Annotated in this window: 24 protein-coding genes; 18 read left to right on the top strand and 6 right to left on the bottom strand. The window is 68.3% G+C overall.

Annotation, left to right across the window (positions count from 1 at the left end; all coding sequences use genetic code 11):
• Positions 1-42 precede the first annotated feature (42 nt).
• The 7 genes from ACWW1C_RS17045 (at position 43) to ACWW1C_RS17015 (ending at position 7453) form a co-directional block, all read left to right on the top strand.
• Positions 43-2832: a helix-turn-helix transcriptional regulator gene (locus ACWW1C_RS17045; protein ID WP_455979476.1), complete on the top strand. Its 2790-nt coding sequence runs from the start codon at positions 43-45 to the stop codon at positions 2830-2832.
• Positions 2833-2930: 98 nt separating this feature from the next.
• Positions 2931-3821: a hypothetical protein gene (locus ACWW1C_RS17040; protein ID WP_455984326.1), complete on the top strand. Its 891-nt coding sequence runs from the start codon at positions 2931-2933 to the stop codon at positions 3819-3821.
• A 50-nt stretch (positions 3822-3871) separates the two neighbouring features.
• Positions 3872-4798 carry an MBL fold metallo-hydrolase gene (locus ACWW1C_RS17035; protein WP_455979475.1) on the top strand — a complete coding sequence of 309 codons (927 nt, stop codon included), beginning with the start codon at positions 3872-3874 and terminating at the stop codon, positions 4796-4798.
• A 44-nt stretch (positions 4799-4842) separates the two neighbouring features.
• Complete coding sequence (locus ACWW1C_RS17030; protein ID WP_455979474.1) at positions 4843-5241, top strand: cupin domain-containing protein; 399 nt, start codon at positions 4843-4845, stop codon at positions 5239-5241.
• Complete coding sequence (locus ACWW1C_RS17025) at positions 5238-5897, top strand: nitroreductase (RefSeq protein WP_455979473.1); 660 nt, start codon at positions 5238-5240, stop codon at positions 5895-5897. Before ACWW1C_RS17030 ends, ACWW1C_RS17025 begins: the two co-directional genes overlap by 4 nt.
• 96 nt (positions 5898-5993) lie before the next feature.
• Positions 5994-6737: an SDR family oxidoreductase gene (locus ACWW1C_RS17020; RefSeq protein ID WP_455979472.1), complete on the top strand. Its 744-nt coding sequence runs from the start codon at positions 5994-5996 to the stop codon at positions 6735-6737.
• Positions 6734-7453: an SDR family NAD(P)-dependent oxidoreductase gene (locus tag ACWW1C_RS17015; protein ID WP_455979471.1), complete on the top strand. Its 720-nt coding sequence runs from the start codon at positions 6734-6736 to the stop codon at positions 7451-7453. Before ACWW1C_RS17020 ends, ACWW1C_RS17015 begins: the two co-directional genes overlap by 4 nt.
• 65 nt (positions 7454-7518) lie before the next feature.
• On the opposite strand, the gene ACWW1C_RS17010 is transcribed toward ACWW1C_RS17015, so the two are convergent.
• Positions 7519-8433 (bottom strand): MBL fold metallo-hydrolase, encoded by a 915-nt coding sequence (locus ACWW1C_RS17010; protein WP_455979470.1) that lies wholly within the window; start codon positions 8431-8433, stop codon positions 7519-7521.
• Positions 8434-8645: 212 nt separating this feature from the next.
• Between ACWW1C_RS17010 and ACWW1C_RS17005 the strand changes: the two genes are divergently transcribed.
• From ACWW1C_RS17005 to ACWW1C_RS16995, 3 genes are read left to right on the top strand one after another with little or no spacing between them, the layout of a single operon-like run.
• Complete coding sequence (locus tag ACWW1C_RS17005) at positions 8646-9194, top strand: sigma-70 family RNA polymerase sigma factor (protein ID WP_455979469.1); 549 nt, start codon at positions 8646-8648, stop codon at positions 9192-9194.
• 39 nt (positions 9195-9233) lie between these two features.
• On the top strand, positions 9234-11000 hold the full coding sequence (locus ACWW1C_RS17000) for a flavin-containing monooxygenase (RefSeq protein ID WP_455979468.1): 1767 nt from the start codon (positions 9234-9236) through the stop codon (positions 10998-11000).
• Positions 10997-12457, top strand: coding sequence for an aldehyde dehydrogenase (locus ACWW1C_RS16995; RefSeq protein WP_455979467.1), 1461 nt, complete (start codon positions 10997-10999; stop codon positions 12455-12457). Before ACWW1C_RS17000 ends, ACWW1C_RS16995 begins: the two co-directional genes overlap by 4 nt.
• A 149-nt stretch (positions 12458-12606) precedes the next feature.
• Here ACWW1C_RS16995 and ACWW1C_RS16990 read toward each other — a convergent pair whose 3' ends face one another.
• A complete protein-coding gene (locus ACWW1C_RS16990) occupies positions 12607-13746 on the bottom strand; it encodes an NDMA-dependent alcohol dehydrogenase (RefSeq protein ID WP_455979466.1) in 1140 nt (379 codons plus the stop codon).
• Between the two features lie 108 nt (positions 13747-13854).
• Between ACWW1C_RS16990 and ACWW1C_RS16985 the strand changes: the two genes are divergently transcribed.
• From ACWW1C_RS16985 to ACWW1C_RS16950, 8 genes are all read left to right on the top strand, one after another.
• Positions 13855-14688, top strand: a complete 834-nt coding sequence (locus tag ACWW1C_RS16985; RefSeq protein WP_455979465.1) for a GNAT family N-acetyltransferase — start codon at positions 13855-13857, stop codon at positions 14686-14688.
• A gap of 8 nt (positions 14689-14696) precedes the next feature.
• Complete coding sequence (locus ACWW1C_RS16980; protein WP_455984325.1) at positions 14697-15551, top strand: lysophospholipid acyltransferase family protein; 855 nt, start codon at positions 14697-14699, stop codon at positions 15549-15551.
• Positions 15552-15584: 33 nt separating this feature from the next.
• On the top strand, positions 15585-16772 hold the full coding sequence (locus tag ACWW1C_RS16975; protein ID WP_455979464.1) for a cysteine desulfurase family protein: 1188 nt from the start codon (positions 15585-15587) through the stop codon (positions 16770-16772).
• 2 nt (positions 16773-16774) lie between these two features.
• The gene (mnmA, locus tag ACWW1C_RS16970; protein WP_455979463.1) at positions 16775-17842 is read left to right on the top strand and encodes a tRNA 2-thiouridine(34) synthase MnmA; all 1068 of its coding nucleotides are present in this window, start codon (positions 16775-16777) and stop codon (positions 17840-17842) included.
• Positions 17843-17918: 76 nt separating this feature from the next.
• A complete protein-coding gene (locus ACWW1C_RS16965) occupies positions 17919-18407 on the top strand; it encodes an SRPBCC family protein (protein ID WP_455979462.1) in 489 nt (162 codons plus the stop codon).
• On the top strand, positions 18404-18748 hold the full coding sequence (locus ACWW1C_RS16960; protein WP_455979461.1) for an ArsR/SmtB family transcription factor: 345 nt from the start codon (positions 18404-18406) through the stop codon (positions 18746-18748). The genes ACWW1C_RS16965 and ACWW1C_RS16960 overlap by 4 nt, the downstream gene beginning before the upstream one ends.
• 10 nt (positions 18749-18758) lie before the next feature.
• Positions 18759-19769: a methionine synthase gene (locus tag ACWW1C_RS16955; RefSeq protein ID WP_455979460.1), complete on the top strand. Its 1011-nt coding sequence runs from the start codon at positions 18759-18761 to the stop codon at positions 19767-19769.
• A gap of 124 nt (positions 19770-19893) precedes the next feature.
• Positions 19894-20574 (top strand): hypothetical protein, encoded by a 681-nt coding sequence (locus ACWW1C_RS16950; protein ID WP_455979459.1) that lies wholly within the window; start codon positions 19894-19896, stop codon positions 20572-20574.
• Here ACWW1C_RS16950 and ACWW1C_RS16945 read toward each other — a convergent pair.
• The 4 genes from ACWW1C_RS16945 to ACWW1C_RS16930 form a co-directional block, all read right to left on the bottom strand.
• The gene (locus ACWW1C_RS16945; protein WP_455979458.1) at positions 20571-22190 is read right to left on the bottom strand and encodes an AMP-binding protein; all 1620 of its coding nucleotides are present in this window, start codon (positions 22188-22190) and stop codon (positions 20571-20573) included. The genes ACWW1C_RS16950 and ACWW1C_RS16945 overlap by 4 nt on opposite strands.
• An 81-nt stretch (positions 22191-22271) precedes the next feature.
• On the bottom strand, positions 22272-22466 hold the full coding sequence (locus ACWW1C_RS16940) for a ferredoxin (RefSeq protein ID WP_455979457.1): 195 nt from the start codon (positions 22464-22466) through the stop codon (positions 22272-22274).
• Positions 22463-23674 carry a cytochrome P450 gene (locus ACWW1C_RS16935; protein WP_455979456.1) on the bottom strand — a complete coding sequence of 404 codons (1212 nt, stop codon included), beginning with the start codon at positions 23672-23674 and terminating at the stop codon, positions 22463-22465. The genes ACWW1C_RS16940 and ACWW1C_RS16935 overlap by 4 nt, the downstream gene beginning before the upstream one ends.
• Entirely contained in the window at positions 23671-26169 is a 2499-nt protein-coding gene (locus ACWW1C_RS16930) for an Ig-like domain-containing protein (protein ID WP_455979455.1), read from the bottom strand. Before ACWW1C_RS16930 ends, ACWW1C_RS16935 begins: the two co-directional genes overlap by 4 nt.
• Positions 26170-26323 lie beyond the last annotated feature (154 nt).

Raw genomic sequence — 26323 nt, 5'->3', positions numbered from 1 at the left:
TCCGGGCAAGACTGCTGACAGCAACTAGATACGGTGGTGCCGATGTCGAGTCAGGATCGTGGGCCGGTCTTGCGCGGCCGCGACAAAGAGATCGTGACGCTGCGCGGCCTGTTGTCGGCCGCGCGATCGGGCAGTAGTCAGGTGCTGGTCCTGCGCGGTGAGGCGGGGGTCGGCAAGACCGCGCTGCTGCAGCACGCGATGGCTGCCGCCGACGGCTTTCGTTGTGTCCAGGTGACGGGCGTCGAGTCCGATATGGAGTTGGCGTACGCCGGCCTGCAGCAACTGTGTGCGCCGCTGCTGCATCACCTCGATGAACTGCCGACGCCGCAGCGCGAAGCACTGGACGTGGCCTTCGGCCGTGGCGCCGGGGCGGCGCCGGACCGCTTCCTGGTGGGGCTCGCGGTACTCAGCCTGCTGGCCGCTGCTACGGACGATCAGCCGCTGTTGTGTGTGGTCGACGACGCGCAGTGGCTCGATCAGGTGTCGGTGCAGACCCTCGCCTTCGTCGCGCGCCGGTTCCTCGCCGAGCCCGTCGTGCTGCTGTTTGCGGCCCGCGACGCCGGAGCGGAGGCGCTGGGCACCCTGCCGGAACTGACGGTGACGGGTCTGTCGGATGCCGATGCCCGGGATCTACTGGACTCGGTGCTGTTGGGGCGCGTCGACCCGCGGGTGCGCGACCGTCTCGTCGCCGAGACGCGAGGGAACCCGCTCGCGCTCCTCGAGGTTCCGCACAGCGTTCATGCCGCCGAACTCGCGGGCGGGTTCTGGAGCATGGGCACCGGGCGCAGTGTGACGAGCCAGGTGGAGGACAGCTACCGGCGTCGCGTGGAGTCGCTGCCACCGGCCACCCAGCAGCTGTTGTTCCTCGCCGCCGCCGACGCGGTGGGGGACGCCGCGCTGTTCCAGCGGGCCGCAACGGTTTTGGGACTGTCCGTCAGCGCGCTGGCGCCGGCCGAGGCGGCGGGATTGATCGAGTTCGGCGCGCGGGTTCGTTTCAGTCACCCGTTGATGCGTTCGGCTGTCTACCGTGCGGCCGATGTGAACGAGCGCCGCGCGGTACATCGGGCGCTGGCCGAGGCCACCGATCCACGGCACGACCCCGACCGGCGCGTCTGGCATTTCGCCCACGCGGCAGCAGGGCCCGACGACGCGGTGGCCGCGGACCTGGAGCGCTCGGCCGGACGGGCCCAGCGCAAGGGCGGCGTCGCGGCGGCAGCGGCCTTCCTGGAACGTGCGACGGTGCTGACCGCGGACCCTGCCCTGCGTGCGGCCCGGGCGCTTGCGGCGGCACAGGCCAAGCGCGACGCCGCGGCACCGGCGGCGGCGTACGAACTCCTGGCGGTCGCCGAACTCGGGCCGCTGACGAATCTGCAACGGGCACAAGTGGATCGGTTGCGGGCCCAGATGCAGTTCGCCCGCAGTCGAGGCGGCGGGCCGGGCGTGCCCCCGCTGAGCGATGCGGTGCAGAAGCTGCTTGCCGCGGCCAGAGATCTCGAGACGCTCGATGACGGACTTGCCCGCGAGACATACCTCGAGGCGCTCGCCGCGGCCATGTACGCCGGCCGGCTGAGCCGGCCCGACACGCTGCCGGAGGTGGCAGCGGCCGCGGCGGCTGCCCTCGGCGATGCGGCGGAGTTGCACCGGCCGGTGGATCTGTTGCTGAGTGGCGTGGCGAGCCGGATCGTCACCGGTGGCGGTACCGAACAGATGCGCGCCGCGCTGGAGCTCATCTGTCGGCACGCGCAGGACGCCGACGGGCAATTCCTGCGGTGGATGCCGTTGGGGCTGGCCATCGTTCAGGAATCGGCCGTCGGCGAGATTTGGGACGATGGCATCCACCGGCTGCTGGCCACCGCCGCGATCCGCCAGGCGCGCGATGCCGGTGCATTGGCGGTGCTTCCGTCCGCGCTCGCCTTCGGGGCCGGCGTGCATCTGCTGGCAGGCGAATTCGATACGGCGGCAGCACTCATCGCTGAGGCTGCCGTGATCTCAGCGGCAACCGACTACGCCCCGTTGCGGTACCACTCGCTGTCACTGGCGGCGTTTCGTGGGGTCGCGGGTGACGCAGTCGGCCCCCTCGACTCCGCAGCGAGCGATGCGGCGGCACGCGGCGAAGGCCGGGTGCTCGGCGTCACGGGGATGCTTTCGGCTGTTCTCTACAACGGGCTCGGGCGTTACGCCGAAGCTTTCGCCGCGGCCAGGAACTGTTGTGAGTACGACGATCTGGGCTTCTACAGCTGGGGTCTGGTCGAGCTCGTCGAAGCCGCAACGCGCATCGGAGACAAGGAAACTGCGCAGTGGGCGGTCCAGCGGCTCGCTGCACGTGCGGGCGTGAGCGGCACCGACTGGGGTCTGGGGGCAGTCGCACACGCGCGTGCCCTGGTGGTCGACGACGAGGATGCCGACGTCCTGTACCGCGAGGCCATCGAACGGCTCGGGCGCACCGGTGTCGTCTTCCTCCTGGCCCGGGCTCATCTGTGTTACGGGGAATGGCTGCGCCGCTTGAATCGTCGCGTGGCAGCGCGGGAGCACCTCGGCACGGCGTTCGAGATGTTCAACCGCATGGGAGCCGAGGCGTTTGCGGAGCGGACCCGCCGCGAGCTGATCGCGGCCGGCAAGAAGGTCCGCAAGGAGCCGGTCAGTTCCGGTGACGAGCTGACGACGCAGGAGGCCCAGATCGCCGAACTTGCCGCCGGCGGTCTGACCAACCAGGAGATCGGTGCGCAGCTGTTCATCAGCACGCACACCGTCGAATGGCACCTGCGGAAGGTCTTCGTCAAGCTCGGCATCACGTCGCGGCGACAGCTGCGCACGCTCTTCCCCTCGAGCTGAACTGGACCACAGACCACGAACTTCCAAGGGTTCACTGCGATCGGCGATCGGCCATGCTGATCGCACCACGCGAAAACCCTTGAAGGGAAATGAGTTCTGTGTCCCGCATCCTGTTGCAGACGACGATCACCGCGTGCGCCGACGATTGGGACGTCCGCCGGTTTTCGATGGTGGCGGACGAACTGCGGGCGTGCGGCCACCACGTGACCGCGCGTAACCGGTCATATAGCACCGACGACCCGGTGCTGAGCCGGCTGGATGAGCTGGATTTCGACCAGGTGTGGCTGCTGGCGGTCGACGTCGGCGACGGCCTGACTGCGGCCGACGCCGAAGGCATCCGGCGGTTCCGCGAGCGCGGCGGCGGTGTGCTCACCGCGCGCGATCACCAAGACCTGGGATGCTGTCTGAACCGCCTCGGATTTCTCGGGGTCGTCAACGAATTCCACGATCCGAACCTCGATCCCGGTGACCTGTGCGACGACCAGGACAACCCGGAAATCTCCTGGCCCAACTACCATTCCGGCGCCAATGGCGACTACCAGCCGGTGTTGGTCGACGGCGAGCCGCACGAACTGTTGCGTACCAACCGCACCGCCAGCGGGCACATCGAATGGTTCCCCGCGCATCCGCATGAGGGCATGGTGTCCGAGAATCAACCGCTCGCCCGCGCCATCGCAAAGGGCCGCAGTACCGCGACCGGCCGGCACTTCAATCTCGCGGTCGTGGTCGACGGTGAACGATGCCCGGACGGACGGCTGATGGGCCGCGCGGTCGCCGAGTCCACGTTCCACCACTTTGCCGACTACAACTGGGATCTCACCGCCGGAGCGCCGTCGTTCGTGTCCGATCTTCCCGGCACTCAGATCGCGGCAGACCCGGCTCGATTGGCGGTCTTCAAGGAGTACGTCGCCAATATCGCGCAGTGGCTCCATCCGCTTTCGACTACGGGCTTTCAAGGGTCCGATCAGGCTCTGTCGCGGCGAGGCTGAAGACCACCGACAGGGCCGTCCAGGCCACGTCCAGTGACAGGGGAGACGACATGACGCTTCAGGCAGTGGAATCCAGCGCACCGGGCGATGGCCGGGAGCCCGATCGACCGGTGCCGTCGTACTACGCGCTGACGGTCGGGGACATCGACGTCGTGGTGATCAGCGATGGCGTGCTACCGATGGGGGCTCCACAATTGGCCACCAACGCCGACCCGGACGTCCGGGCGGCCTGGCTGGACGACATGTTCCTGCCGTCCGACGAACTCGCTCTACCGCTGAACCAGGTTGTGGTCAGGCACGGGGCCCAGACCATCCTCATCGACGCCGGAGTCGGCGTCGACTACCTAGACTTCACGCCACGGGCCGGCCGTTGGGGTGAGCGTCTGGCGGCCGCCGGCGTCGACCTCGCCGACGTGACCGACGTGGTGCTCACGCACATGCATTTCGACCACGTCGGCGGTCTGCTCGTCGACGGGGTGAAGGATCGGCTGGGCCCGGACGTGCGAATCCACGCCGCCGCCGCCGAGGCAGAGTTCTGGGAGTCACCCGATTTCTCCCACACCAACGTGAACGAAGCGATGCAGGACGCGATGCGATCCTCCGCCACAAGGTTTCTAGATGAGTACCGCAATGTGTTGCGGCCATACGAGACGGAGTACGAGGTGGCGCCGGGGGTGCTCGCTCGGCGCACCGGCGGGCACACTCCCGGCCACAGTGTCGTTCGGCTGGCGTCGGGCGGCGACCGCCTGACATTCGCCGGGGACGCCGTGCTACAGGCGGGCTTCGACCATCCGGACTGGTTCAACGGTTTCGAGCACGATCCCGAGGAAGCGGCGCGCGTGCGCGTCCGGCTGCTGCAGGAGCTGTCGTCGACCCGCGAGGCGCTGGTGGCGACACACCTGCCGTTCCCGTCGGTCTGCCATGTGGCAACGGCGGGCAACGCCTTCAGGTGCGTGCCGGCCGTGTGGGAATCCTGAACCCGCATGCCGTGAATATCACTGAATTCAACTGAGGAGCAACAATGTTCGATAGTGCCGACCTGATGAAGGCCATCACGACCATCCAGACCGTGACGCCGCCGTTCATTCCGGCCGATGCGCACGTGATGACGTCCATAATCGAGTGGCCGGCGGGAAGCGCGGGCGCGCCGCCACACCGGCACCCCGGAGGACCGTCGTTCGGTTATGTCTTGGAGGGCGAGATGCTGTTCGAGTTGGAGGGTGAAGCGCCGCGGGTGATCAAGGCCGGCGAGGCGTTCTGGGAGCCGGGTGGCGACATCATCCACTACTCGGACGCCAACAACCGCACCGATGTGCCGCTGCGGTTCCTCATAACGATGATCTGCACGCCGGGCGTGCCGATGCTCGTCGTCGTCGAGGACGACGAACTCGAGGCCCGTAAGGACCGGCGAGTCCGATGACGACCGGGTTCGGCGACATCGTCCGGGCGCGCCGGTCGGCCCGGATGTTCTTGCCGGACAAGCCGGTTCCGCGGGAACTGCTCGACGCGGCGCTGGAGCTCGCGATCCGGGCGCCGTCGAACTCCAACACCCAGCCGTGGCACGTCTACTTCGTCACCGGCGCGCGGCGCGCACGGTTGGTCGACGCGCTGCTCGCGGCCGTCGATGCCCACCCGCCCGAGGTCGGCTCGGCGGGTCTGCCGCCCCGGTTCGCGCACCTGCGCCGCGAGAGCGGTGCCCTGGTGTACGGCGCGATGGGCATCGACCGGGGCGATGCGGCAGGCCGCTGGGCGGCCCAGCGGCGGAACTGGGAGTTCTTCCGTGCCCCGGTCGCCGGGGTGGTGTGCATGCACCGCGATTTCGGCACGGTCGACGCGATGGGTGTCGGGATGTTCCTGCAGACGCTGATGCTGGCATTGACCGAGCGGGGCCTCGGGAGTTGCGTACAGGTGTCGATCGGTTTCTACCCCGAGGTGTTACGTGCGCAGCTCGACATTCCGGAGGAGCTCACCGTCCTGTGCGGAATCTCCATCGGTGACCCCGACCCGGCTTTTCCCGCGAACCACCTTGACACGCCGCGTAATCCGATCGGCGACAACGTGGTGTTCCTGGACTGACGGCCCACGGACTACGGACTTTCCGGGGTCCGCCGGCCCGCGGTGACTGCCAGTGTGGAAGCCGCACAACCGAAACAAATCGAAAGGGTGTGTCTGATGAAGATCACTGTGATGGGTGCCAGCGGCCAGATCGGTTCGAAGGTCGTTGCCCTGCTGGGCGAGGCCGGGCACGAGACCGTGGCGGCGTCTCGGGACTCGGGCGCCGATGTCCTCACCGGCGCGGGCCTGACGGACGCGCTGGCCGGCTCCGACGTGCTGGTCGACGTCGTCAACTCGCCGGACTTCTCCGACGGACCGGTGCTGGACTTCTTCACCAAGTCGGCGACGAATCTGACGGCCGCAGCGAAGACCGCGGGTGTCGGCCACTACGTCGCGTTGTCGATCGTGGGGTGCGACGGCCTGCCCGACAGCGGGTACATGCGGGCCAAGGTCGCCCAGGAACGCATCATCGTCGAGTCGGGGCTGCCGTACACCATCGTGCGCGCCACCCAGTTCCATGAGTTCGCCGAGGCGATCACCGCATCGCTGACCGTCGACGGTGAAGTGCGCGTGCCCGAGGGCCTGATCCAGCCGATCGCCGGAGCCGACGTGGCTGCCGAAGTGGCTCGCGTCGCTCAGGCCGCACCGGTCAACGGCATCGTCAACATCGGCGGACCGGACAAACTGACCTTCGCGGGTCTGGCCAAACTTGCGCTGGCCCACCGCGGCGAAACCCTGCCGATCGTGGTCGACCCGGCAGCCGTCTACTTCGGCACCAAGGTCGGTGACACCGGGTTGGTCACCAGCGGCGACGCCATCATCTCCGACCTGCACCTGGCGGACTGGCTGGCCACCCGGTGACGGAGCTGACCGGGCTGACCGCGCTGGTGACGGGCGGGACGGCCGGTATCGGGTTCGAGACGGCGCGCCTGCTGGCGGCCGAGGGCGCGTCGGTGATCATCACCGGACGCTCCGCCGATCGTGGCACAGCGGCGGCCGCCGAACTCGGGGTGCGATTCATCGTCGCCGACCTGGCCGACCTCGAATCGGTGAAAAGCCTTGCCCGCCAATGTGGTGATGTCGACATCGTGGTCAACAACGCCGCCAGCTTTCCGGGCGCACTCACCGTGGAGCAGGACGTGGCGACATTCGAGTCGACCTTCGACACCAACGTGCGCGGCGCCTACTTCCTGGTGGCAGCGCTGGTACCGGGCATGTTGCGCCGGGGACGGGGGAGCATCGTCAACGTCACCTCCATGGTCGCGTTCAAAGGCGTGCCCGGGGCCTCCAGTTACAGCGCGTCCAAGGCGGCACTGGAATCGCTGACCCGCACGTGGGCAACAGAATTCGGGCCGCAAGGAGTACGCGTCAACAGCGTGGCTCCCGGGCCGACGGCGACGCCGGGGGTGGCGGCCGAATGGGGCGACACCAACGATGAACTGGGGCGTGCGCTGCCGCTGGGCCGCACGGCACAACCGGCCGAGATCGCGCAGGCGGTGCTGTTCCTCGCGTCGCCACGGTCGAGTTTCATCACCGGGTCGACGCTGCATGCCGACGGCGGCGGAGCGGCTGCCTGACTGCCCCGCAGCATCGAAAACGGCCCCCGGACAACAGGTCCGGGGGCCGTTCTCGTGTTCAGCGGTCAGTAGTCCCAGGTCGCAGGCACGCAGCGGAACGCGTCGCCGACAGCCGCGACATGGCACACCGACGGGAACGGCAGGTGAGTGGCGACAAGGGCCTCACCGGTCGCCGAGATCTCCCGAAGCAGGCGCGTCCGGACACGCGCCGCCTCCTCGGGGTCGTGCTCGAAGCCGTTCTGCCACTCCGGATTATCGAAGCCGGGGGCGAAAACGGCGTCGCCGGCGAAAGTGAGCTTCTCGCCACGCGACTCCAGGCGCACCACGCTGTGCCCCGGTGTGTGTCCGCCGGTACGGCTGAGGAGCACGCCCGGCGCGACCTCGTAGTCCGTCTCGAATGTCCGCAGTTGGCCGCTGTACTGGTCCAGGAACTGCGTGGCGCAGCGGCGCAGCACGTCCGGGATGGGCCCGGGCATGACGGTGTGGGAGAAGTCGGGTGCCGCCCAGAACTCGGCCTCGGCGGTGGCGGCGTGGACGCGCAGGTCCGGCCGGAACCGTTCCTTAACGCCCTCGGTGATCAGCCCGCCGACGTGGTCCATGTGCATGTGGGTCAGCACGACATCGGTCACCGAGCCGAGATCGACACCGGCGGCCTCGAGTCGCTGGACGGTCTGTCCGGCGCGCGGAAAGTCCGGAAATTCCAGACCCAGTCCGGCGTCGACCAGGATCGTCCGGTCGCCGCTGCGGACCACGACGATGTTGAGCGGCCAGTCGACGATCTCGGGTGGCAGGAAGTTGTCGTCCAACCATTCCTTCAGTTCGGCCGGGGGGACATTGGTGCCCAGCGTCGACGCCGTGATCGGCAGAACGCCGTCACTGATCACCAGTACCTCGATATCGCCGACCGGCACCGCGTAGCGCGACGGGACCAACTCGTCGAGTCCCGTCCGGTCGAGATGGGAAATGCTGTCCAAACTCACGTTGTCTCCTTCTGGCGCATCATTCGGCAGCGTCATGGATTTGACCCTGTGCGGGGTTGAACGCGGGCCGGCGCGCGAAGTCATCCATCGCACGGCGCACTACGGATTCCGATGCCGACCACGTACTTCCAATGGCTCGCCACCGGCGGCTTTCGGCGAGTCTGAGTTCGGCGGCGCATCCGGTGCTGTCACAGGTGAGGGGAGTCTCGATCGTGACGGCAGCGCCGGTGCCGGACGCTGACCTTGCGGCCCGGTTTGTCGCCGACGCCGTGCCGCTGCTCGACGCCCTCGGCCGCGGCGCCCGTCGGCTGACACGCTGCGAAGCCGACGCAGAAGATCTCTTGCAGGACACCCTGTTACACGCGTACCAGGGGTTCGGGTCGTTTCAGCAGGGCACCAATCTCAATGCCTGGCTTTTCCGGATCTTGCACAACCGGTGGGTAAGCAGACATCGCCACCGGGCATCGCGCCCACCGGAGGTGCCGCTGGAGGTGATCGCCGCGGGTGGCCACGAGAAGTCGACTGCCCGCCGTTCGGCAGAGGTCGAGCTGCTCGACCTGATGACCGACGGAGATGTCGAGGCCGCGTTCGGGGAGCTGTCCGAAGGCGCCCGGACCGCCATGTTCTACGTGGAGGTTCAGGGCTACACCTACGCCGAGACCGCCGGGCTCATGGGAGTGCCCACGGGTACGGTGATGTCGCGGGTCTCCCGCGGCCGGCGGCAGCTGCGTGTTGCGCTGGCGCATCGGCAAAGTGCCTGAACCCTTGCCAGAAACTGAAACGTGTTCCAGTATGCATCGATGACGCATGGCGGCGACAGCGTGACATTCGACCCGGATGTACTGCGGCAGCGGTACGCCGAGGAACGTGCGCGCCGGCTGCGGTCCGACGGCATCGGGCAGTACGTGGAGATCGCCGGCCGGTTCGCGGAGTTCGGTGAAGACCCCTGGGCGGAAGCGGGTTTCAGCCGAGAGCCGCTGACCGACGAGGTTGATGTCGCGATCATCGGCGCCGGTTTCGGCGGTCTGCTGACCGGCGCCCGGCTGCGGGAACTCGGGGTGGCCGACATCCGGCTGATCGACAAGGCCGCCGACGTCGGCGGCACCTGGTACTGGAACCGGTACCCCGGCATCGCCTGTGATGTCGAGTCGTACGTGTACATGCCGCTGCTGGAAGAACTGGGCTACGTGCCGACCGAGAAGTACGCCAAAGGCGCCGAGATCTTCGCGCACTGCCGGGCCATCGCCGAGCACTACGACCTGTACCGCAACGCCTGCCTGCAGACCGAGGTACGGGAAATCCGTTGGGACCAGTCCGATTCGCGGTGGGTGATCGCCACCAACCACGGCGACGCCATCCGGGCCCGATTCGTCTCGATGGCCAACGGCTATCTGCAGAAGCCCAAATTGCCCGGCATCGAGGGCATCACCGAATTCGCGGGCCACGCCTTCCACACCAGCCGCTGGGACTACGGCTACACAGGTGCTGCCCTGGAGCACCTGGCCGACAAGCGCATCGGGATCATCGGGACCGGCGCGACGTCGATCCAGTGTGTGCCGCGCCTGGCGCCGGCGGTCGGGGAGCTGTTCGTATTTCAGCGGACACCGTCGACTGTCGACGTGCGGGCCAACGCGCCGACCGATCCGGCCTGGGCGGCGGCGCTGGAACCCGGTTGGCAGCAGCGCCGCATCGAGAACTTCCAGATCCTCACGGCGGGTGGCCAGGCCGACGAGGACCTGGTGGCCGATGCCTGGACCAGCCTGGCGAAGGCCATGCCGATCGCGAAGGAAGGTACCGACCCGCGTGCGTCTGCGGCCGAGCTGGCGGACTTCGCGAAGATGGAGCAGATTCGGGCGCGCATCGACGCGCTGGTGACCGACCCGGCCACCGCGGACGGCCTCAAGCCCTGGTACGGCTACTACTGCAAGCGGCCGTGTTTCCACGACGAGTATCTGCAGACGTTCAACCGGGAGAACGTCACTCTGGTCGACACCCGCGGCCGCGGCGTCGAGAAGATCAGCGCTGCCGGGGTCGTGGTGGACGGTACCGAGTACCCGCTGGACTGCCTGATCTTCGCCACCGGCTTCGAGGTCGGCACCGACTATGCCCGGCGGGCGGGCTTCGAGGTGATCGGCCGCGGCGGAAAGACGTTGAGCGACAAGTGGTCCGACGGCGTGCGCACCCTGCACGGCCTGCACGTCCATGGTTTTCCGAACTGCTTCATCGCCAGCATCGCGCAGTCGGGATTCACGGTGAACTTCCCGTACCTCATCGACACCCAGTCCCGGCACACCGCGTGGGTCATCGCGTGGGCACTCAAGAACGACCTCGGGGAAGTCGAGGCATCGGTCGATGCCGAGGCCGCGTGGGTCGACACCGTGGTGGCGCGTTCCGGGGTGATCTCCGGCCGGCGCGAGGCGTGTACGCCCGGCTATTACAACCGCGAAGGGCAACCCAGCGACCGGCTGAACCAGGACAGCTTCTTCTTCGGTGGCCCCACCGAATACGCCGACATCCTCGCCGCCTGGCGGGACGCGGAAACCCTTGAGGGGCTGGTCATCACGTGAGCACCGCCCTGCTGATCGATGGGCAGCTCGTGCCCGGGCGCGGCGGCGAGTTCGCGACGATCAACCCGGCCACCGAGGAGACGCTGGGGTACGCGGCGGATGCCGACGCCGTCGACATGGATCGCGCCATCGCCGCCGCCCGTACCGCATTCGACGACACCGACTGGTCCCGCGACACGGCGCTGCGGGTGCACTGCCTGCGGCAGCTGCGCGATGCGCTGAATGACGAGATCGAGCACCTGCGCGCCATCACCGTCGCCGAGGTCGGCGCGCCCGTGTCGCTCACCCACGGCGGCCATCTGCAGCTGCCGGTCGACGGTCTGGGCTATGTCGCCGACCTTGCCGAAAACTATTCGTGGACAACCGATCTCGGCGAGTCTGCACCGTTCGGTAAACCGACGCGGCGCACCGTCGTCCGTGAGCCCTGCGGCGTGGTCGGTGCGGTAAGCCCCTGGAACTTCCCGCACCAGATCAACTTCGCCAAGCTCGGCCCGGCGCTGGCCGCCGGCAACACCGTCGTGCTCAAGGCCGCGCCGGACACCCCGTGGTGTGCGGCCGAAGTCGGGCGAATCATCAATGAGCGCACCGACTTTCCCGCGGGGGTCGTCAACGTCGTCACGTCCGGCGATCACCGGATCGGGGCCCAGCTCACCGAGGATCCGCGTGTGGACCTGGTGTCGTTCACCGGCTCGACGGCAACCGGCCGGGCCGTCATGATGGCGGCATCGCAGACCATAAAGAAGGTGTTCCTGGAATTGGGCGGCAAGTCGGCGTACATCGTGCTCGACGACATCGACCTGCCCACGGCCTGCGCCGCCGCAGCGGCCGGTGTCGCGATGCATGCCGGCCAGGGCTGTGCCTTCACCACCCGCCTCCTGGTGCCCCGCGCCCGGTATGACGAGGCCGTCGCCGCGGCGGCAACTGCCATGTCCGGCATCGGTTTCGGCGATCCCACCGACCCTGCCACGTTGTGCGGCCCGCTGATCTCCGCGCGACAGCGCGACCGGGTCGAGGACTACCTGCGGCTGGCGATCGAGGAGGGTGGCCGGTTCGCGTGTGGTGGCGGACGCCCGGCAGATCGGACCCGAGGCTTCTTCATCGAACCGACCGTCATCGCCGGCCTCACCAACGACGCCCGCGTGGCCCGCGAGGAGATCTTCGGGCCGGTGCTCACCGTGCTCGCCCATGACGGCGACGCCGACGCCGTGCGCATCGCCAACGACTCGCCCTACGGCCTGTCGGGCGCGGTCGTCGGCACCGACCAGGACCGCGTCGACTGGGTGGCATCGAGGCTGCGCACCGGAACCATCAACGTCAACGGCGGTGTCTGGTACTCGCCGGATGCGCCGTTCGGCGGCTACAAGCAATCCGGGATCGGCCGGGAGATGGGAGTGGCCGGCTTCGAGGAGTACCTGGAGACGAAGTTGGTCGCCCGGGGCATCGCCGGCGCGCGTTGACTCTGCAGCTGTGGCGGGTTCGTGCGAGTAACGACAGCCCTGGTTACAGGCTCAACGTTGGGTGGCGCGCGAAAGGCGTTGACCCTGTAGCTGGGGCGTATTTGTGTGAGTGGCGACTGCCCTGGTTACAGGATCAACGCAGTCCCGGGCTAGGTGAAATCAAGGACGGCCCGGATCACCCGGCCGCCCAGCAGATCGTCGAAGGCCTCGTTGATGTCATCGAGCCGGTAGCGCCGCGTGATCATCTCGTCGAGCTTGAGCCGGCCTTCCAGGTAGAGCTGTGCCAGCGCGGGAACTTCGGTGGTCGGGTTGCACGAGCCGAACAGCGTGCCGCACAGGTTCTTGTTCATCAGGATGAGGTCCTGCAGGTCGAGCTGCACGGCCCCGGCCGACGGCGCCGCCATCCCCGTCAGCACGCAGGTGCCCCCTTTGCGGGTCAAGGACAGCGCATCGGCGACGTCGCCGTCACCGATCATCGACGGTGACACCACGACGGCGTCGGCCATCACGCCGCGCGTCAGATCCCGCACCGCCGCAACGGCTTCGGCGACCGTCGCCGCGGTGTGCGTGGCCCCGAACGACTGTGCGGAATCCCGTTTGAATGCCACCGGGTCGACCGCGACGATCTGTGCCGCACCGCTGAGATGCGCACCCTGAATGGCGGCGGTGCCGATGCCGCCGACACCGATGACCACGACGGTGTCACCGGCGCGTACCCCGGCGCGGCGCACCGTCGACCCGTAGCCGGTCGGCACCGCGCAGGACAGCAGCGCGCTGGGCACCAGCGGCAGCGACGGGTCGATCTTCACGAGCGAATCCGCCGCCACCACAGTGTGTTCGGCGAACGCACCGATCTTCGAGGTGTGCCGCAACTCCTCGCCGACCAGGCTGTGATGGCGGAAGGTGCCGTCGGTCGGCATGCCGGGTATCAGGGTGCCGGCACCGACGTCGCACAGGTACTCCATACCGCTTGTGCACCAACGACATTTCCCGCACACCGCGAGGAATGACGTCACGACGTGGTCGCCGGGGGAGAACCGGGTGACGCCCGGCCCGACCTCGAGCACCACCGCCGAACCCTCGTGACCGCCGATCGTGGGCGGCATGCTCGGCACCGCAGCACCTTTCGGCGCGGTCAGCTGGCCCGACCGGATGTGATCGTCGGAGTGGCACAGCCCGGCCGCCGCCATCTGCAGCAACACCTCACCGGCGCGCGGTGGGTCGAGCTCGAATTCCTCCACCGACCAGTCCCCGCCGACCTCTCGGACGATCGCGGCGCGGCTTCTCATCGCGGCATCATGGCCCGAATGTAACGGACCGTGATGTTTCGCAACCGGTCATCAACGCGTTACGTGGTTGATGCCGCCGCGCCCAACGGCTCAGTCACCGTGCTGAGCATGAGCACTAGTTCTGTACTCATCGCCCCTGACGACACCAGTTCATCGACCGACACCCCGCGCTACACGCTGCTGTTGTCGGCCGACTCCGAACACATCGAGGCCGCGCAACGGCTTCGTCACCACGTGTTCACCTCGGAGCCGGGTTACACCCTCACCGACGACAGTCCCGGTTTCGAAAGTGGCCGGGACGCCGACCGATTCGACGAGTTCTGCGACCACCTGCTGGTCCGCGAGGACCACACCGGCGAGTACGTCGGCTGCTACCGGATGCTGCCGCCGCCCGGCGCCATCGCGGCGGGTGGGCTGTACACCGCAACGGAATTCGACGTCAGCGCGCTCGATGCCCTGCGCCCCTCGCTGGTCGAGATGGGCCGCGCCGTGGTGCGCGCCGACCACCGCAACGGCGCCGTCGTGCTGCTCATGTGGGGCGGCATCCTGGCCTACCTGGACCACAGCGGCTACGACTACGTCACCGGCTGCGTGTCGGTGCCCATCCAGGGCAGCCCTGACGAGGCCCCGGCCACCCAGATTCGCGGTGTGCGCGACTTCGTCAACAAGCGGCACGCCTCGGAGTACAAGGTGCGCCCGTACCGTCCGGTGATCATCGACGGCAAGCTGCTCGACGACATCGAGCCGCCGGCCAGGGTCACCGTGCCCCCGCTGATGCGCGGCTACCTGCGCCTCGGCGCGAAGGTGTGCGGCGATCCCGCCTACGACCCCGACTTCGGCGTCGGTGACTTCCCGGCGCTGCTGGACAAGCGGGAGGCCGACGTCCGCTACCTGACGCGCTTGCGTTCGGCCGCCGCCGCGACCGACAAGGCCGGGCAGTGACCACGCCCGTGACCGTGCAAGAGCACCCGTGGCTGCCGAAGGCGTCGTGTGACGCCAGCTGCATCCGGGTGGACGCCGCACAGATCAGCCGTCCTGTCGTGGTCGCGCTGCGGACGACGGTGCGGCTGATCATGACGGTGTTGCTGCTGCCCACGCTGCCGCTGCTGGCGGTGCCGATGCCGGGCCGCTCGCGGATCCAGCGGGCGTACTGCCGGCTGGTGCTGCGGTGCCTGGGCGTGCGGATCACCGTCTCCGGCGGTCCCATCCGAAACCTCAGTGGTGTGCTGGTGGTGGCGGGCCACGTCTCGTGGGTCGACATCTTCGCCATCGGCGCGGTCATGCCCGGGTCCTTCGTGGCGCGTGCCGACCTGATCGAGTGGCCGGCCCTGGGTGCGCTCGCCCGGCTGCTCAAGGTCATCCCCATCGACCGGCACAGCCTGCGTCGGCTGCCCGACGTCGTACGCACCGTCGCGGACCGGCTCACCGCGGGCCAGACGGTCGTCGCGTTCCCGGAGGGCACCACCTGGTGCGGCCTCGGCCACGGCACCTTCGCTCCGGCCATGTTCCAGGCCGCGGTCGACACCGGCCGGCCGGTCCAGCCCCTGCAGCTGACCTACCGGCACCGGGACGGAGCGCAGTCGACCATTCCGGCGTTCATCGGCGACGATTCGCTGCTGACGTCGATCAAGCGCGTCATCACGGCGCGGCTGACGGTGTGCCACATCCAGGTGCAGTCGCTGCAGTTGCCCGGTACCGACCGTCGTGATCTGGCGGCCCGTTGCCAGGCCGCCGTGCACCAGGTCGGTCCGCTGCCCGTCCCCGCTGTTCACGGGCACGCCAAGGCGGTTTGGCAGGCCGCCTGACCGGTTTGGCCTGGCCGGTATCCTGGACAGGCCATGAGCCCCGCATACCTGGACCACGCCGCCACGACCCCGATGCACCCTGCTGCCATCGAGGCGATGACGGCGGTCCTGGCGGCCGGCGGTAACGCGTCCTCGCTGCACACGTCGGGGCGGACCGCGCGGCGCCGGATGGAGGAGGCCCGCGAGTCCCTGGCCCAGCAGCTGGGGGCCCGGCCCTCGGAGGTGATCTTCACCGCCGGTGGTACCGAGAGTGACAATCTGGCCGTCAAGGGCATCTTCTGGGCCCGCCGGGACAGTTGCCCGGGGCGCCGCCGGATCGTGACGACGCCCGTCGAGCACCACGCGGTGCTGGACGCCGTCGAGTGGCTGGTCGAGCACGAGGGCGCCGAGGTGGCCTGGCTGCCCGTGGACTCGGCCGGCGCCACCTCCGCCGACGCTCTCCGCGAGATTCTCACAACCTACGACGACGTCGCGCTCGTCAGCGTGATGTGGGCCAACAACGAGGTCGGCACCGTTCAGCCGGTCGCCGAATTGGCCGCTGTCGCAGCAGAATTCGATGTACCCATGCACAGTGACGCCATCCAGGCGATCGGTGCGGTGCCGGTCGACTTCGCCGTGAGCGGGCTGTCCGCGATGAGCGTGGCGGCACACAAGTTCGGTGGCCCCACCGGGGTGGGTGCGCTGCTGTTGCGCCGCGATGTCGCATGCGTGCCGCTGTTGCACGGCGGCGGCCAGGAGCGTGACGTACGTTCGGGCACACCGGATGTCGCGGGCGTGGTGGCCATGGCGGCCGCCGCGTGCGTCGCGGTGGCGGGCCTGGAGGATCACCGGACCCGGATCGGCGCCCTGCGCGACCGTCTGGTCGACGGCGTGCTGTCGGGTATCGGGGATGTCGTGCTCAACGGCGGTACCGGCGAAGACCGGCTGCCGGGCAACGCGCACTTCACTTTTCGTGGCTGCGAGGGCGATGCCCTCCTCATGCTGCTGGACGCCAAGGGCGTCGAATGTTCGACGGGGTCGGCCTGCACGGCAGGTGTCGCGCAGCCGTCGCACGTCTTGATCGCGATGGGCGCCGATCCGGCGAGTGCCCGCGGATCACTCCGATTTTCATTGGGGCACAACAGTTCTGACGCCGACATCGATGCCGCGCTGGCCGTGCTGCCGGCCGCGGTCGAGCGGGCGCGTCAGGCCGCACTGGCCAGTGCCGGGTTGGGAAGGTAGTCATGCGGGTTCTGGTAGCGATGAGCGGGGGAGTGGACTCCTCGGTGGCGGCGGCGCGCATGGTCGACGCCGGACATGACGTGGTGGGCGTGCATCTGGCGCTGTCCACCGCGCCCGGCACCTTGCGCACCGGGTCGCGGGGCTGCTGCTCCAAGGAGGACGCCGGCGACGCTCGTCGCGTCGCGGACATCCTGGAAATCCCGTTCTACGTATGGGATTTCGCGGACCGCTTCAAGGAAGACGTCATCGACGACTTCGTCGAGTCGTATGCCCGCGGTGAGACGCCGAACCCCTGCGTGCGCTGCAACGAGAAGATCAAGTTCTCGGCGCTGTCGGCGCGGGCCCTGGCGCTCGGTTTCGACGCCGTCGCCACCGGGCACTACGCCCGCCTGGAGGACGGCCGGCTCCGTCGCGCGGTCGACGCGGACAAGGACCAGTCGTACGTGCTCGGGGTGCTGACGGCCGAACAACTCAGCCATGCGCTGTTCCCGATCGGCGACACCCCCAAGCCGCAGATTCGGCAGGAGGCCGCCGATCGCGGACTGGCCGTCGCGGACAAGCCGGACAGTCACGACATCTGCTTCATCCCGTCCGGTGACACCCGGGCTTTCCTCGGCGCGCGTATCGGCATCCGTCCCGGCGCGGTCGTCGATGCCGGCGGCACGAAGCTCGCCGAGCACGACGGCGTGCACGGCTTCACCATCGGCCAGCGCAAGGGCCTGGGCATCGCCGGTCCGGGTCCCGACGGCCTGCCGCGCTACGTCACGGGCATCGACGCAGAGACCGGGACCGTGCATGTCGGAGGTGCGGAGGACCTCGAGATCCACGCACTGACCGGCGAGCGCCCGGTGTTCACGTCCGGTACCGCACCAGAGGGCCCGGTCGAATGCCTGGTCCAGGTGCGGGCGCACGGCGGACTGGCCGACGCGGTCGCCGAGGTCCGGGACGGAGTGGTCGACGTGCAGCTCCGCACGCCGCTGCGCGGTGTTGCGCCTGGTCAGACGATGGTGCTGTACCGCCGCGATCCGGACGGTGACGAGGTCATCGGTAGCGCCACGATCGTGCGCTGACCCCAATCGAAGGCAACCAAATGGTTGCGTATCGTGCCGTCCAGTCGTAGCGTGATAGGCAACCAGGAGGTTGCTTATGTGTTCCGATCGCATCGAAAAAGAAGTCACTCTGCGTGCGCCGCTGGACCGGGTGTGGCGTGCCATCGCCAACGCCGACGAGTTCGGGCGCTGGTTCGGTATCAGATTCGACGGCCCGTTCGTCGCGGGCGAATCGGTGACCGGTGTGATCACCCCGACCGAGGTCGACGACGACGTCGCCGCCGCACAGGAACCACACGCCGGGAAAGCCTCGGTATGGCAGATCGTCGCGGTCGAGCCACCTCGGCGACTCGCATTCCGCTGGCACCCGTACGCCGTCGAACCGGGTGCCGACTACGACGACGAGCCGACCACGCTGGTCGAGTTCACCCTGACCGAAACCGCCGACGGTGTGTTGTTGCAGATCGTCGAATCCGGGTTCGACAGCATCCCGGCCGAGCGCCGCGCCGCGGCATTCGAAGCAAACAGCGGCGGCTGGGAAGCCCAGACCAAGCTGGTCCGCAAGTACCTGGCCGAGTTCGTGTGAGTACGGCGGCCGATACCCGGGCGCCGTTGTTCGACGCGCTCGGCGACCCCAACCGCCTGCGTATCGTCGCCCGGCTGTGCGAAGCGGGTCCGAGTTCGACTTCACAAGTGACACACGTGATCCCGGTGACCCGGCAGGCTGCCACCAAACATCTGCTGCTCTTGGAGGCGGTGGGGCTGGTGACCAGCAGCCGGCACGGGCGCGAGCGCATCTGGCGGATCCAGCCGGACCCCCTCGCCGAGGCCAGTGCGTACCTGACGGCGCTCTCGAAGCGTTGGGACCGGGCGCTGGACCGGCTGCGGAGCTACGTGGAAGATCCTGCCGAGGAACCCATCGAATAGTGTTGGCCGCGTGACTGTTTTCGCCCAGGCAACCGGTATCGGCTCGTGGCCGGGGACGGTCGCCCGCGAAGCGGCGGCGGTCGTGGTCGGTGAACTGCCCGCCCTGCCGCACCTCGTGGAACTCCCGGCCCGCGGCATCGGCGCCGACATCATCGGACGCGCCGGTGCGCTGCTCGTCGACATCGGCATCGACACCGTCCCGCGGGGATACCGCATCGCACCCGGCCGCAGCTCCGTCGTGCGTCGCGCCACGGGCCTGCTCGACGAAGACGTCGACGCGCTCGAAGAGGCGTGGGAGAAGGCCGGGCTGCGTGGCAGCGGGCGCACCATCAAGATTCAGGCTCCGGGTCCGGTGACGCTGGCCGCCGAACTCGAATTACCCGGCGGCCACCGGGCCATCAGCGATCCCGGCGCCCTGCGGGACCTGGCCGGTTCGCTCGCCGAGGGCGTCGCGCACCATCGCGCCGAGGTCGCCCGGCGCTGCGATGTCGAGGTCGTGGTGCAGTTCGACGAACCGTCATTGCCCGCTGCCCTGGCCGGGCGTCTCGCCGGCGTCACCCGGATGTCGCCGGTGGCACCGGTCGACGCACTGTTGGCCGCGAGCCTGCTCGACGAGTGCATCGCAACCGTCGGGGGACAGGTGAGCATTCACGTGTGTGCTGCGGAAGTACCATGGAAAACCTTGGCGCGCACCGCTTTCAGCGCGATATCGGTCGACGCGGCCAAGCTGACCGCGGTTGACCTCGACGGCATCGGCGAGTGTGTCGAAGGCGGCCGGACGATCATGCTCGGCGTGCTGCCGGGCGTCGCGCCGGAGCGGCCGGTGCCGGTCGAGAAGGTCGCGGCGACGGCGGCGAGCGTCACCGACCGGCTCGGATTCCCCCGCGCCGTCCTGCGCGACCGCATCGGACTGACGCCCGCGTGCGGACTCGCCGGCGCGACACAGACGTGGGCCCGCACCGCGTTGACGTTGCTGCGCAAGGCCGCCGACGGCATTGCGCAGGACCCGGACGCCGCGTGAGCTCCGGCTTCCCCGACCTGCCGCGCGAACTGCGAAATCGTCAACCCGGGCGTGGTGACGTGCCATGATGAGGGTCCGGAGTGGCAAGGGGGTTGCCACTCAGCGGAAGTGATCGGGGTCGGACGTGCGCGGTGACGATGCGTTGCTGACGGTGGCCGGACTGTCGATATCGGCATTTCTGATGGTGGCCGGCCCCTCGATGGCGATCGCCGCCGCCGATCCCGGCGGGTCTCACGGCAATGGTGGCAACAGCAGCTCCGGCAAGGGGAGCGCCGGCCAGAGCAGTTCCCCGCGCGGCAACGCGGGCAACGGCAATACCAGCAACGGTGGCACCGGCTCGCGCGGCAACTCCGGTGGCAATGCGTCGGTCTCGGGCCAGACGAACACCGGCAATTCCTCGAACGGCAAGAGGAACGGCAACACCGCGCCCGGTGCCCAGTCCAACAGCGGTTCAGACAATCCCGCCGCGACACCGATGTTCACGCCGCCGAACCCGCCGGTGCCCGTCGTCGTCGCCGAACAGCACACCGGCACCACAGCGGCCCGGACGTGGTCACTTGCCTCCGGCGCAGCGCTGCCCACCGTCGAGGTACACGCACCGTCGGCCTCGAGCCAGGAGGGCGCCGCGGACCTGCTGTCCGCCGACCACCCCGGCATCCCGTTGTGGGCCGCAGCCGAGCCGCTCGAGCTGCGCGGCGACCTGTTCGGGCTCGCCGGTTTGGTGTTGATGCCGCTCGTCGGGCTCGCGGTCGGATACCGCCAGGCCAAGGCCGCGCGCGATGTCGGCCTGACGATCCGGCCCTAGACTTCGCGGATCTCGCGCAGTTCGCGGCGCAGAATCTTGCCGGCCGCGGACTTCGGGATCGCATCGATGAACGCGACCTGCCGGACCTTCTTGTACGGGGCGACCTGGCCGGCGACGAAATCCATGATCTCGTCACCCGACAGCGGGGTCTCCGGTTGCAGGACGACGAACGCCTTGGGCACTTCCTCGCCCGAATCCCGATCGCGGACCCCGACCACGGCCGCGTCCGCGATACCGGGATGCGTGAGCAGCACCGCCTCGAGCTCGGCCGGCGGCACCTGGTAGCCCTTGTACTTGATGAGTTCCTTGAGTCGGTCGACGATGTAGATACAGCCGCTCGCGTCGACCCGGGCCAGATCACCGGTATGGAGGAAGCCGTCGTCGTCGATGGTCTCGCGGGTCGCCGCGTCGTTGTTGAGATAGCCGGCCATGACGTTGGGTCCGCGGAAACACAGTTCGCCGACCTCGCTCAGGCCGTGCTCGGGCCGGCTGATCTCGGCGCCCGTGTCAGGATCGACGATCTTGCTGACGGCGCCGGGCACCGTCCAGCCGCACGAGCTCAATGGCGCGACGGCGCCGACGAGTTCGCGGCCGCCGTCGAACGGCATGCAGTGGCTCACCGGGCTCAGTTCGCTCATGCCGTAGCCCTGGACGATGGGGCAGCCGAGCCGGTCGGCGACCGCCATCCCGAGGTCGTCATCGAGCGGCGCCGCGCCCGACATCAACCCCTTGAGGGAATCGAGCCGGTAGGAGTCGACCATCGGGTGCTTCGCCAGCGCCACCGCGACGGGCGGCGCGATGAACGCGAACGTGCACTTGTGGTCCTGGATGGTCTTGAGGAAGAGCGCGAGGTCGAAGCTGGGCATGATGACCAGCCGGGCCCGGGCGTGCAGGACGGAGTTGAGCAGCACCGTCATGCCGTAGATATGGAAGAACGGTAGTACCGCCAGCACACGGTCGTCCGGGACCAGGCCCTGGATCGGCCGAATCTGTGCCACGTTCGCCGCCAGATTCGTGTGGGTGAGCATGACGCCCTTGGGATTTCCCGTGGTGCCCGAGCTGTAGGGCAAGGCCGCGAGATGAGTCGCCGGGTTGAAGGTGACCTGAGGGGCGGGCAGCGCCGCGTCGAGTAGTTCGGCGGCGTTCGGATGACCGTCGGCCGCGGTGCCGGGACCGTCGAGGACGACGATGCGGTCGGCGGCCAGCCCGACCTCGCCGGCCGCCTGCAGTGCCTGCGGCGCCAGCACACTGACGGTGATCAGCATGGCGGCGCCCGAATCGGTCAGCTGCTTGGCGATGTCCTTGGCGGTGAACAACGCGTTGATCGTGGTTGCCGTGGCGCCGGACCGCAGAATGCCGTGGAAGGCGACGGCGAATGCGGCGCTGTTGGGTGCCAGCAAGCCCACCACGTCGCCGACCCCGACGCCGCGGGCGGCCAGCGCGCCGGCGAACGCCTCGATCCGGGTCGTCAGTTCGCGGTAGGTGTACTGCGCGCCGGTCGCGACCTCGGTGATGGCGATGCGATCGGCATCAGACTCGGCCAGATCACCGAAGATGTACTCGTGGACCGCGGTCGTCGGGATCTGGACCTCGGGGAAAGGGCTCGCGATAGTCATGGCGTCTTAGATCGAACCATGCCGGGGTGACGTGCGTCATGCCGGTTGGTTGCCGGTGCCGGGCCAGGTTGTGGGGTCGCGTTACATCTCGTCGGCCAAGCGCAACGCCCCGGTCGGACAGGCCGCCACCGCCCGTCGCAGCACCAGCACATCGACGTCGGTGGTGTCACCGATGTCGACGGTGCCGCTGTCGCCGACCTGGAAAACCGTGCTGTCGATCGACTCGCACATGCCCATGCCGATGCAGACCTCGCGGTCGACTTCGACCCGGCTCATGGCTGTGCCGTGAACGGAAGGTGCGTGGGCCGGCGCACGTAGCTGCCTTCGGCGTACTCGACGGCGTCGGCGTCGACGTCGAAATCCGGGCACCGGGTCAGCAGTTCCTCGAGCGCGACGCGGGCCTGCATGCGGGCCGCCGCCGCGCCGAGACAGTGGTGATTGCCGTGGCTGAACGTGAGGATCTGGGTGGGGCGGCGCAGCACGTTCAATTCCTCGGCGTCAGGACCGAACTGCCGGTGGTCGCGGTTGCCCGAGCCGTACAGCAGCAGGGTCTTGCGATGGGCCGGAATGGTGGTGCCGTCGACCTCGACGTCGCGCGTCGTCGTGCGGGCCAGCCCCTGCACCGGCGAGGTGAGCCGCAGCAGTTCCTCGACGGCGTCCGGGATCAGCGCCGGATCGTCGATCAGCAGCTGACGCTGGTCGCGGTGCGCGGTGAGCAATTGCACTGCGCCGCCGAGCATTCCGGTCGTGGTGTCGTTGCCGCCGGTGATCATCGTGAACGCGAAACCGAGGATGGACAGGATTCCCGAGGTGTCGCCGTTAGCGCCGAAGCCCGCCGCCACCAGATGCGAGACGGTGTCGTCCTCGGGGTGTCCCTGGCGGTAGGCGATCAATTCGTTGAAGTAGCCGAAGATTTCGGCAACTGCCGGTCCCGCGCCCGCCTGGTGGCCGGTGGCGTTGGCGGCCACGATGGCGTCGGTCCACGCGTCGAAGCGGTCCCAATCCTTCTCCGGGACACCGAGATAGTGCGCCACCACCATGCTCGGCAGCGGCTTGAAGAACTCGGTGATGATGTCGCCGGTGCCTTTGGCGCGCAACCTCTCGATGCGATCGACGACGAATTCGCGAACCTTGGGTTCGACCGCAGTGACCTGCCGCGGGGTGAAGCCCTTGGCCACCAACCGCCGGAAGGTGGTGTGGACCGGGGGATCCTGCATCACCATCGGCGGATTGTCCTTGATGCCGACGGCTTCCATGTCGTCGTAGTTGAAGGTGAGACCCTCGGCCGACGAGAAGGTGCCGTGGTCTTTCGCCGCCGCCGAGATGTCGGCATAGCGCGACAGCACCCAGTAGTCCTTGTCGGGCGCGTGCTCGGGGATGACGTGATGAACCGGATCATGTTCGCGCAGTGCGGCATACATGGCCCAGGGGCTGCGCCAGGTGGCGGCGGAACCGGGGATGAAGGTGACGGCGGTGGCGGTCATGCGGACTGTGCTCCTGTGGTGATCTGGGGGTAGGGGCCGAAGCGGTCGTTGTAGCCGTCCGAGCGGGCGGCGAGTTGGGCCGCTCGTTCGGCGTCGGTGACGTACTTGGTGCCGTCCGGCAGCACGGTGCCGAGCTGATCGAGGGTGACGACCTGCTGCGAGACGATCGCCGGTGCCGCAGTGGAATTGGGGTCCAGAGCCTGGAACCGGATGTAGAGGGTGCCCTGGTTCAGGCCACCGGTGGAGACCCAATTGGCCACGCCGGGGTCGCCGGGGGAGATGACCAGCGTGTAGGTGCCGTCCGGATTGGCAACCGACTGCACGTTGTTGAGGCTCGTCTGCGCGGTGCCGTCGCCGGGTGACAGTTCCCAGTCGTTGGTCACCGGCACCACGAAATATCCCGCGTTGCCGGGGTTGATCGTGATGACCATGGCCTGGTTGTCAGCCAGCTGGAAGTACCCGAGGCTCTGCTTCTGCGACACGAGCGTGCCCGGGAAGTTGAACGGCTGGGTCAGCGTGTTGGGCGGCTTGAGCTGGCCGGTCTGCAAGTTGACGGTGACGATGTCGAGTGCTGTGTTGTGTGCGCTGGTGCCGAAATTGGCCAGGATGTCGGTGGTGTGCGCGACCATCTCGTCGAAGCTTTCCGCGCGCGACCCCTCCGGGCCGCTCGTCCGGGTGACGGTGAGGCTCGGCGCGGACTCGGCGTTCCAGTCCGCCATGGTGTACCGGACGAAGATCTGCTGGGCGTCCGGTGGCAGGTAGATGTGGTTGGTCTGTCCCGGCTGGGTGGGGTTGCCGTCGACGGTGATGGTGAACGTGCCGTCGGGGTTGACGACGAGGTTCTGCGCCAACAGATTGCCGATCGGTTTGGCGTCGCTGATGTCGGCGTAGACGCCGAAGTTTCCGTCGACGGGCACGCCGCCCAGGTACTTGCCGCTGATCACGTACGTCGAATCGCTGCGCACCGGGATGGTGCGGTAGATGGTGTCGGGGTTGTCGTAGATGAACCGTCCGCCGGGGGTGTCTATGCCGTACCAACTGTGTCCGCGCATGTCGACGGCCATCACCAACGGGTTGTCCGGATCGTTGTTGACCACCGTCATCGCGGCGTTGAGCGCCTGCTCGCGCGCCGCTTGGTCGAGCAGCGCCAGGTTCTCGGCATCGACGCCGCCGACCAGGCCGAATCGCTGTTGGGCGTGCGCCAGCCAGGCTTGCTTGAGCGCTTCGATGGCGGCCTGCACCTGTGGGGTGTTGACGATTTCCTGGGCCTTCTGTTCCAGCGCGATCTGGTCGGCGGTGCCGAGCGGGCTCGTCGGTTTCACCGTGACCGCTATTTCCTGCGTGGTGGTCGCGCCGCCGTCGGGTGCGAACAACTTCAGCAGATTGAGGTGGAACGGATTGCCCGGCCGGTCATCGACCTTGACGGTGAATGAGTCGGTCCCACCGGTGAAAGCTGTTGTGTCGGTCGGGGTGTAGGTGAAGGTGCCGTCGGGCCGGATCGTCACTGTGCCGTTCTTGGGGCCGCTGGTGACGGTGTAAGTGAGCTTGTCGCCATTGGCGTCGGTGGCGTTGAGGTTTCCCGTGATGACCCCACCGAAGGTCTGGCTGATCTCGGTCTGCTTGTAGGCGATCTTCGGTGCGGCGTTGAAGAAGGTGTTGCCGATCTCGCGGCGTATCCAGCCGAAGAGGGTCCACAGCACCGGCGCCTGCGGCGGAGCGGCGGGACTGGTGCCGGCGTGCGGGACCAGTCCGATGGCGCCGAGCAGGCTGGACACCACCTGGGTGACGACGTTTCCGCCCGTTGCGGCCGTCGACACAGGTTGTGTCGTGGTCGTGATGGAGGTGGCCGCAGCGTTCAGGGCCGACGACACGGTCGTGACGGCAGATGAGACCGAAACATCCTGAGCTGCAGCTGGTTTCGGTGCAGTCGCCGCTGACGTCGGTGCGGTTGCGGTGGCTGTGATGGGCTTGGTGGGCTGCCGCGGGGCTGCGGCGGCGGGCTGCGCGACCGTGGCCGCGGGCTTGGTCGCCTCCGGGGTGCGACGCCGGCTCTGGCGTGCCTTCGTGGTCGCCGCGACGGCGGTCTCGGATGCCTGTGCGGGCAGTGGTGTCGTCGCGGCCGGCTTCTCATCCGGGACGGCGGTTGCCGGTTGTTCCGCGGCGGCTGCGTCGGCGGGCTTGGGCGCCGCACGACCATCTGCCTTGTCCGGCGTCGTGGCAGACGACGTCGTCTGGTCGTTCTTTTTCGATGAATCCTTCTGCCGCTTAGGCGTTTTCACCTTCTTGGCGGGCTTCTGCTTGCCGGTTGACGACGGGTTGTCCGCGGACGACGCGGACGCGGACGTGGCGGTGTCGGCCAGGCAAATGCCGGGACTGTTGGCGACGGCTACGCCGATGCCCAAGGCAACCGCCAGTGCTCCGATGCGACCGACAAACCGGGCATGTCCCGATCCGGCCGAGCTTCCAATGCGATGCAGCGTCGTTGCCGTGTCCATCTACGCTCCCAATGATGACGAATAATTGTCAGTTTATTGCCAAATAATTGGCGACGGGCAGATGGTATGCATCCGGATCGTGGCGGCGCAAGCATTGATTCCCGGTGAGTGGGTCATCGAAGTGCCCGCCGGGCAGCCGACGGGGCGCGGGTTG

Source organism: Mycobacterium sp. HM-7 (assembly GCF_053852335.1).
This window is presented reverse-complemented; position numbering and strand designations above follow the sequence as displayed.

What these genes read in the sequence shown, in the direction of transcription:
- ACWW1C_RS17045 (WP_455979476.1), top strand. Translation starts at nt 43, where the DNA reads ATGTCGAGTCAGGATCGTGGGCCGGTCTTGCGCGGCCGCGACAAAGAG.
- ACWW1C_RS17035 (WP_455979475.1), top strand. Translation starts at nt 3,872, where the DNA reads ATGACGCTTCAGGCAGTGGAATCCAGCGCACCGGGCGATGGCCGGGAG.
- ACWW1C_RS17030 (WP_455979474.1), top strand. Translation starts at nt 4,843, where the DNA reads ATGTTCGATAGTGCCGACCTGATGAAGGCCATCACGACCATCCAGACC.
- ACWW1C_RS17025 (WP_455979473.1), top strand. Translation starts at nt 5,238, where the DNA reads ATGACGACCGGGTTCGGCGACATCGTCCGGGCGCGCCGGTCGGCCCGG.
- ACWW1C_RS17020 (WP_455979472.1), top strand. Translation starts at nt 5,994, where the DNA reads ATGAAGATCACTGTGATGGGTGCCAGCGGCCAGATCGGTTCGAAGGTC.
- ACWW1C_RS17000 (WP_455979468.1), top strand. Translation starts at nt 9,234, where the DNA reads ATGACGCATGGCGGCGACAGCGTGACATTCGACCCGGATGTACTGCGG.
- ACWW1C_RS16990 (WP_455979466.1), bottom strand. Translation starts at nt 13,746, where the DNA reads ATGAGAAGCCGCGCCGCGATCGTCCGAGAGGTCGGCGGGGACTGGTCG.
- ACWW1C_RS16985 (WP_455979465.1), top strand. Translation starts at nt 13,855, where the DNA reads ATGAGCACTAGTTCTGTACTCATCGCCCCTGACGACACCAGTTCATCG.
- ACWW1C_RS16975 (WP_455979464.1), top strand. Translation starts at nt 15,585, where the DNA reads ATGAGCCCCGCATACCTGGACCACGCCGCCACGACCCCGATGCACCCT.
- mnmA (WP_455979463.1), top strand. Translation starts at nt 16,775, where the DNA reads ATGCGGGTTCTGGTAGCGATGAGCGGGGGAGTGGACTCCTCGGTGGCG.
- ACWW1C_RS16965 (WP_455979462.1), top strand. Translation starts at nt 17,919, where the DNA reads ATGTGTTCCGATCGCATCGAAAAAGAAGTCACTCTGCGTGCGCCGCTG.
- ACWW1C_RS16945 (WP_455979458.1), bottom strand. Translation starts at nt 22,190, where the DNA reads ATGACTATCGCGAGCCCTTTCCCCGAGGTCCAGATCCCGACGACCGCG.
- ACWW1C_RS16940 (WP_455979457.1), bottom strand. Translation starts at nt 22,466, where the DNA reads ATGAGCCGGGTCGAAGTCGACCGCGAGGTCTGCATCGGCATGGGCATG.
- ACWW1C_RS16935 (WP_455979456.1), bottom strand. Translation starts at nt 23,674, where the DNA reads ATGACCGCCACCGCCGTCACCTTCATCCCCGGTTCCGCCGCCACCTGG.
- ACWW1C_RS16930 (WP_455979455.1), bottom strand. Translation starts at nt 26,169, where the DNA reads ATGGACACGGCAACGACGCTGCATCGCATTGGAAGCTCGGCCGGATCG.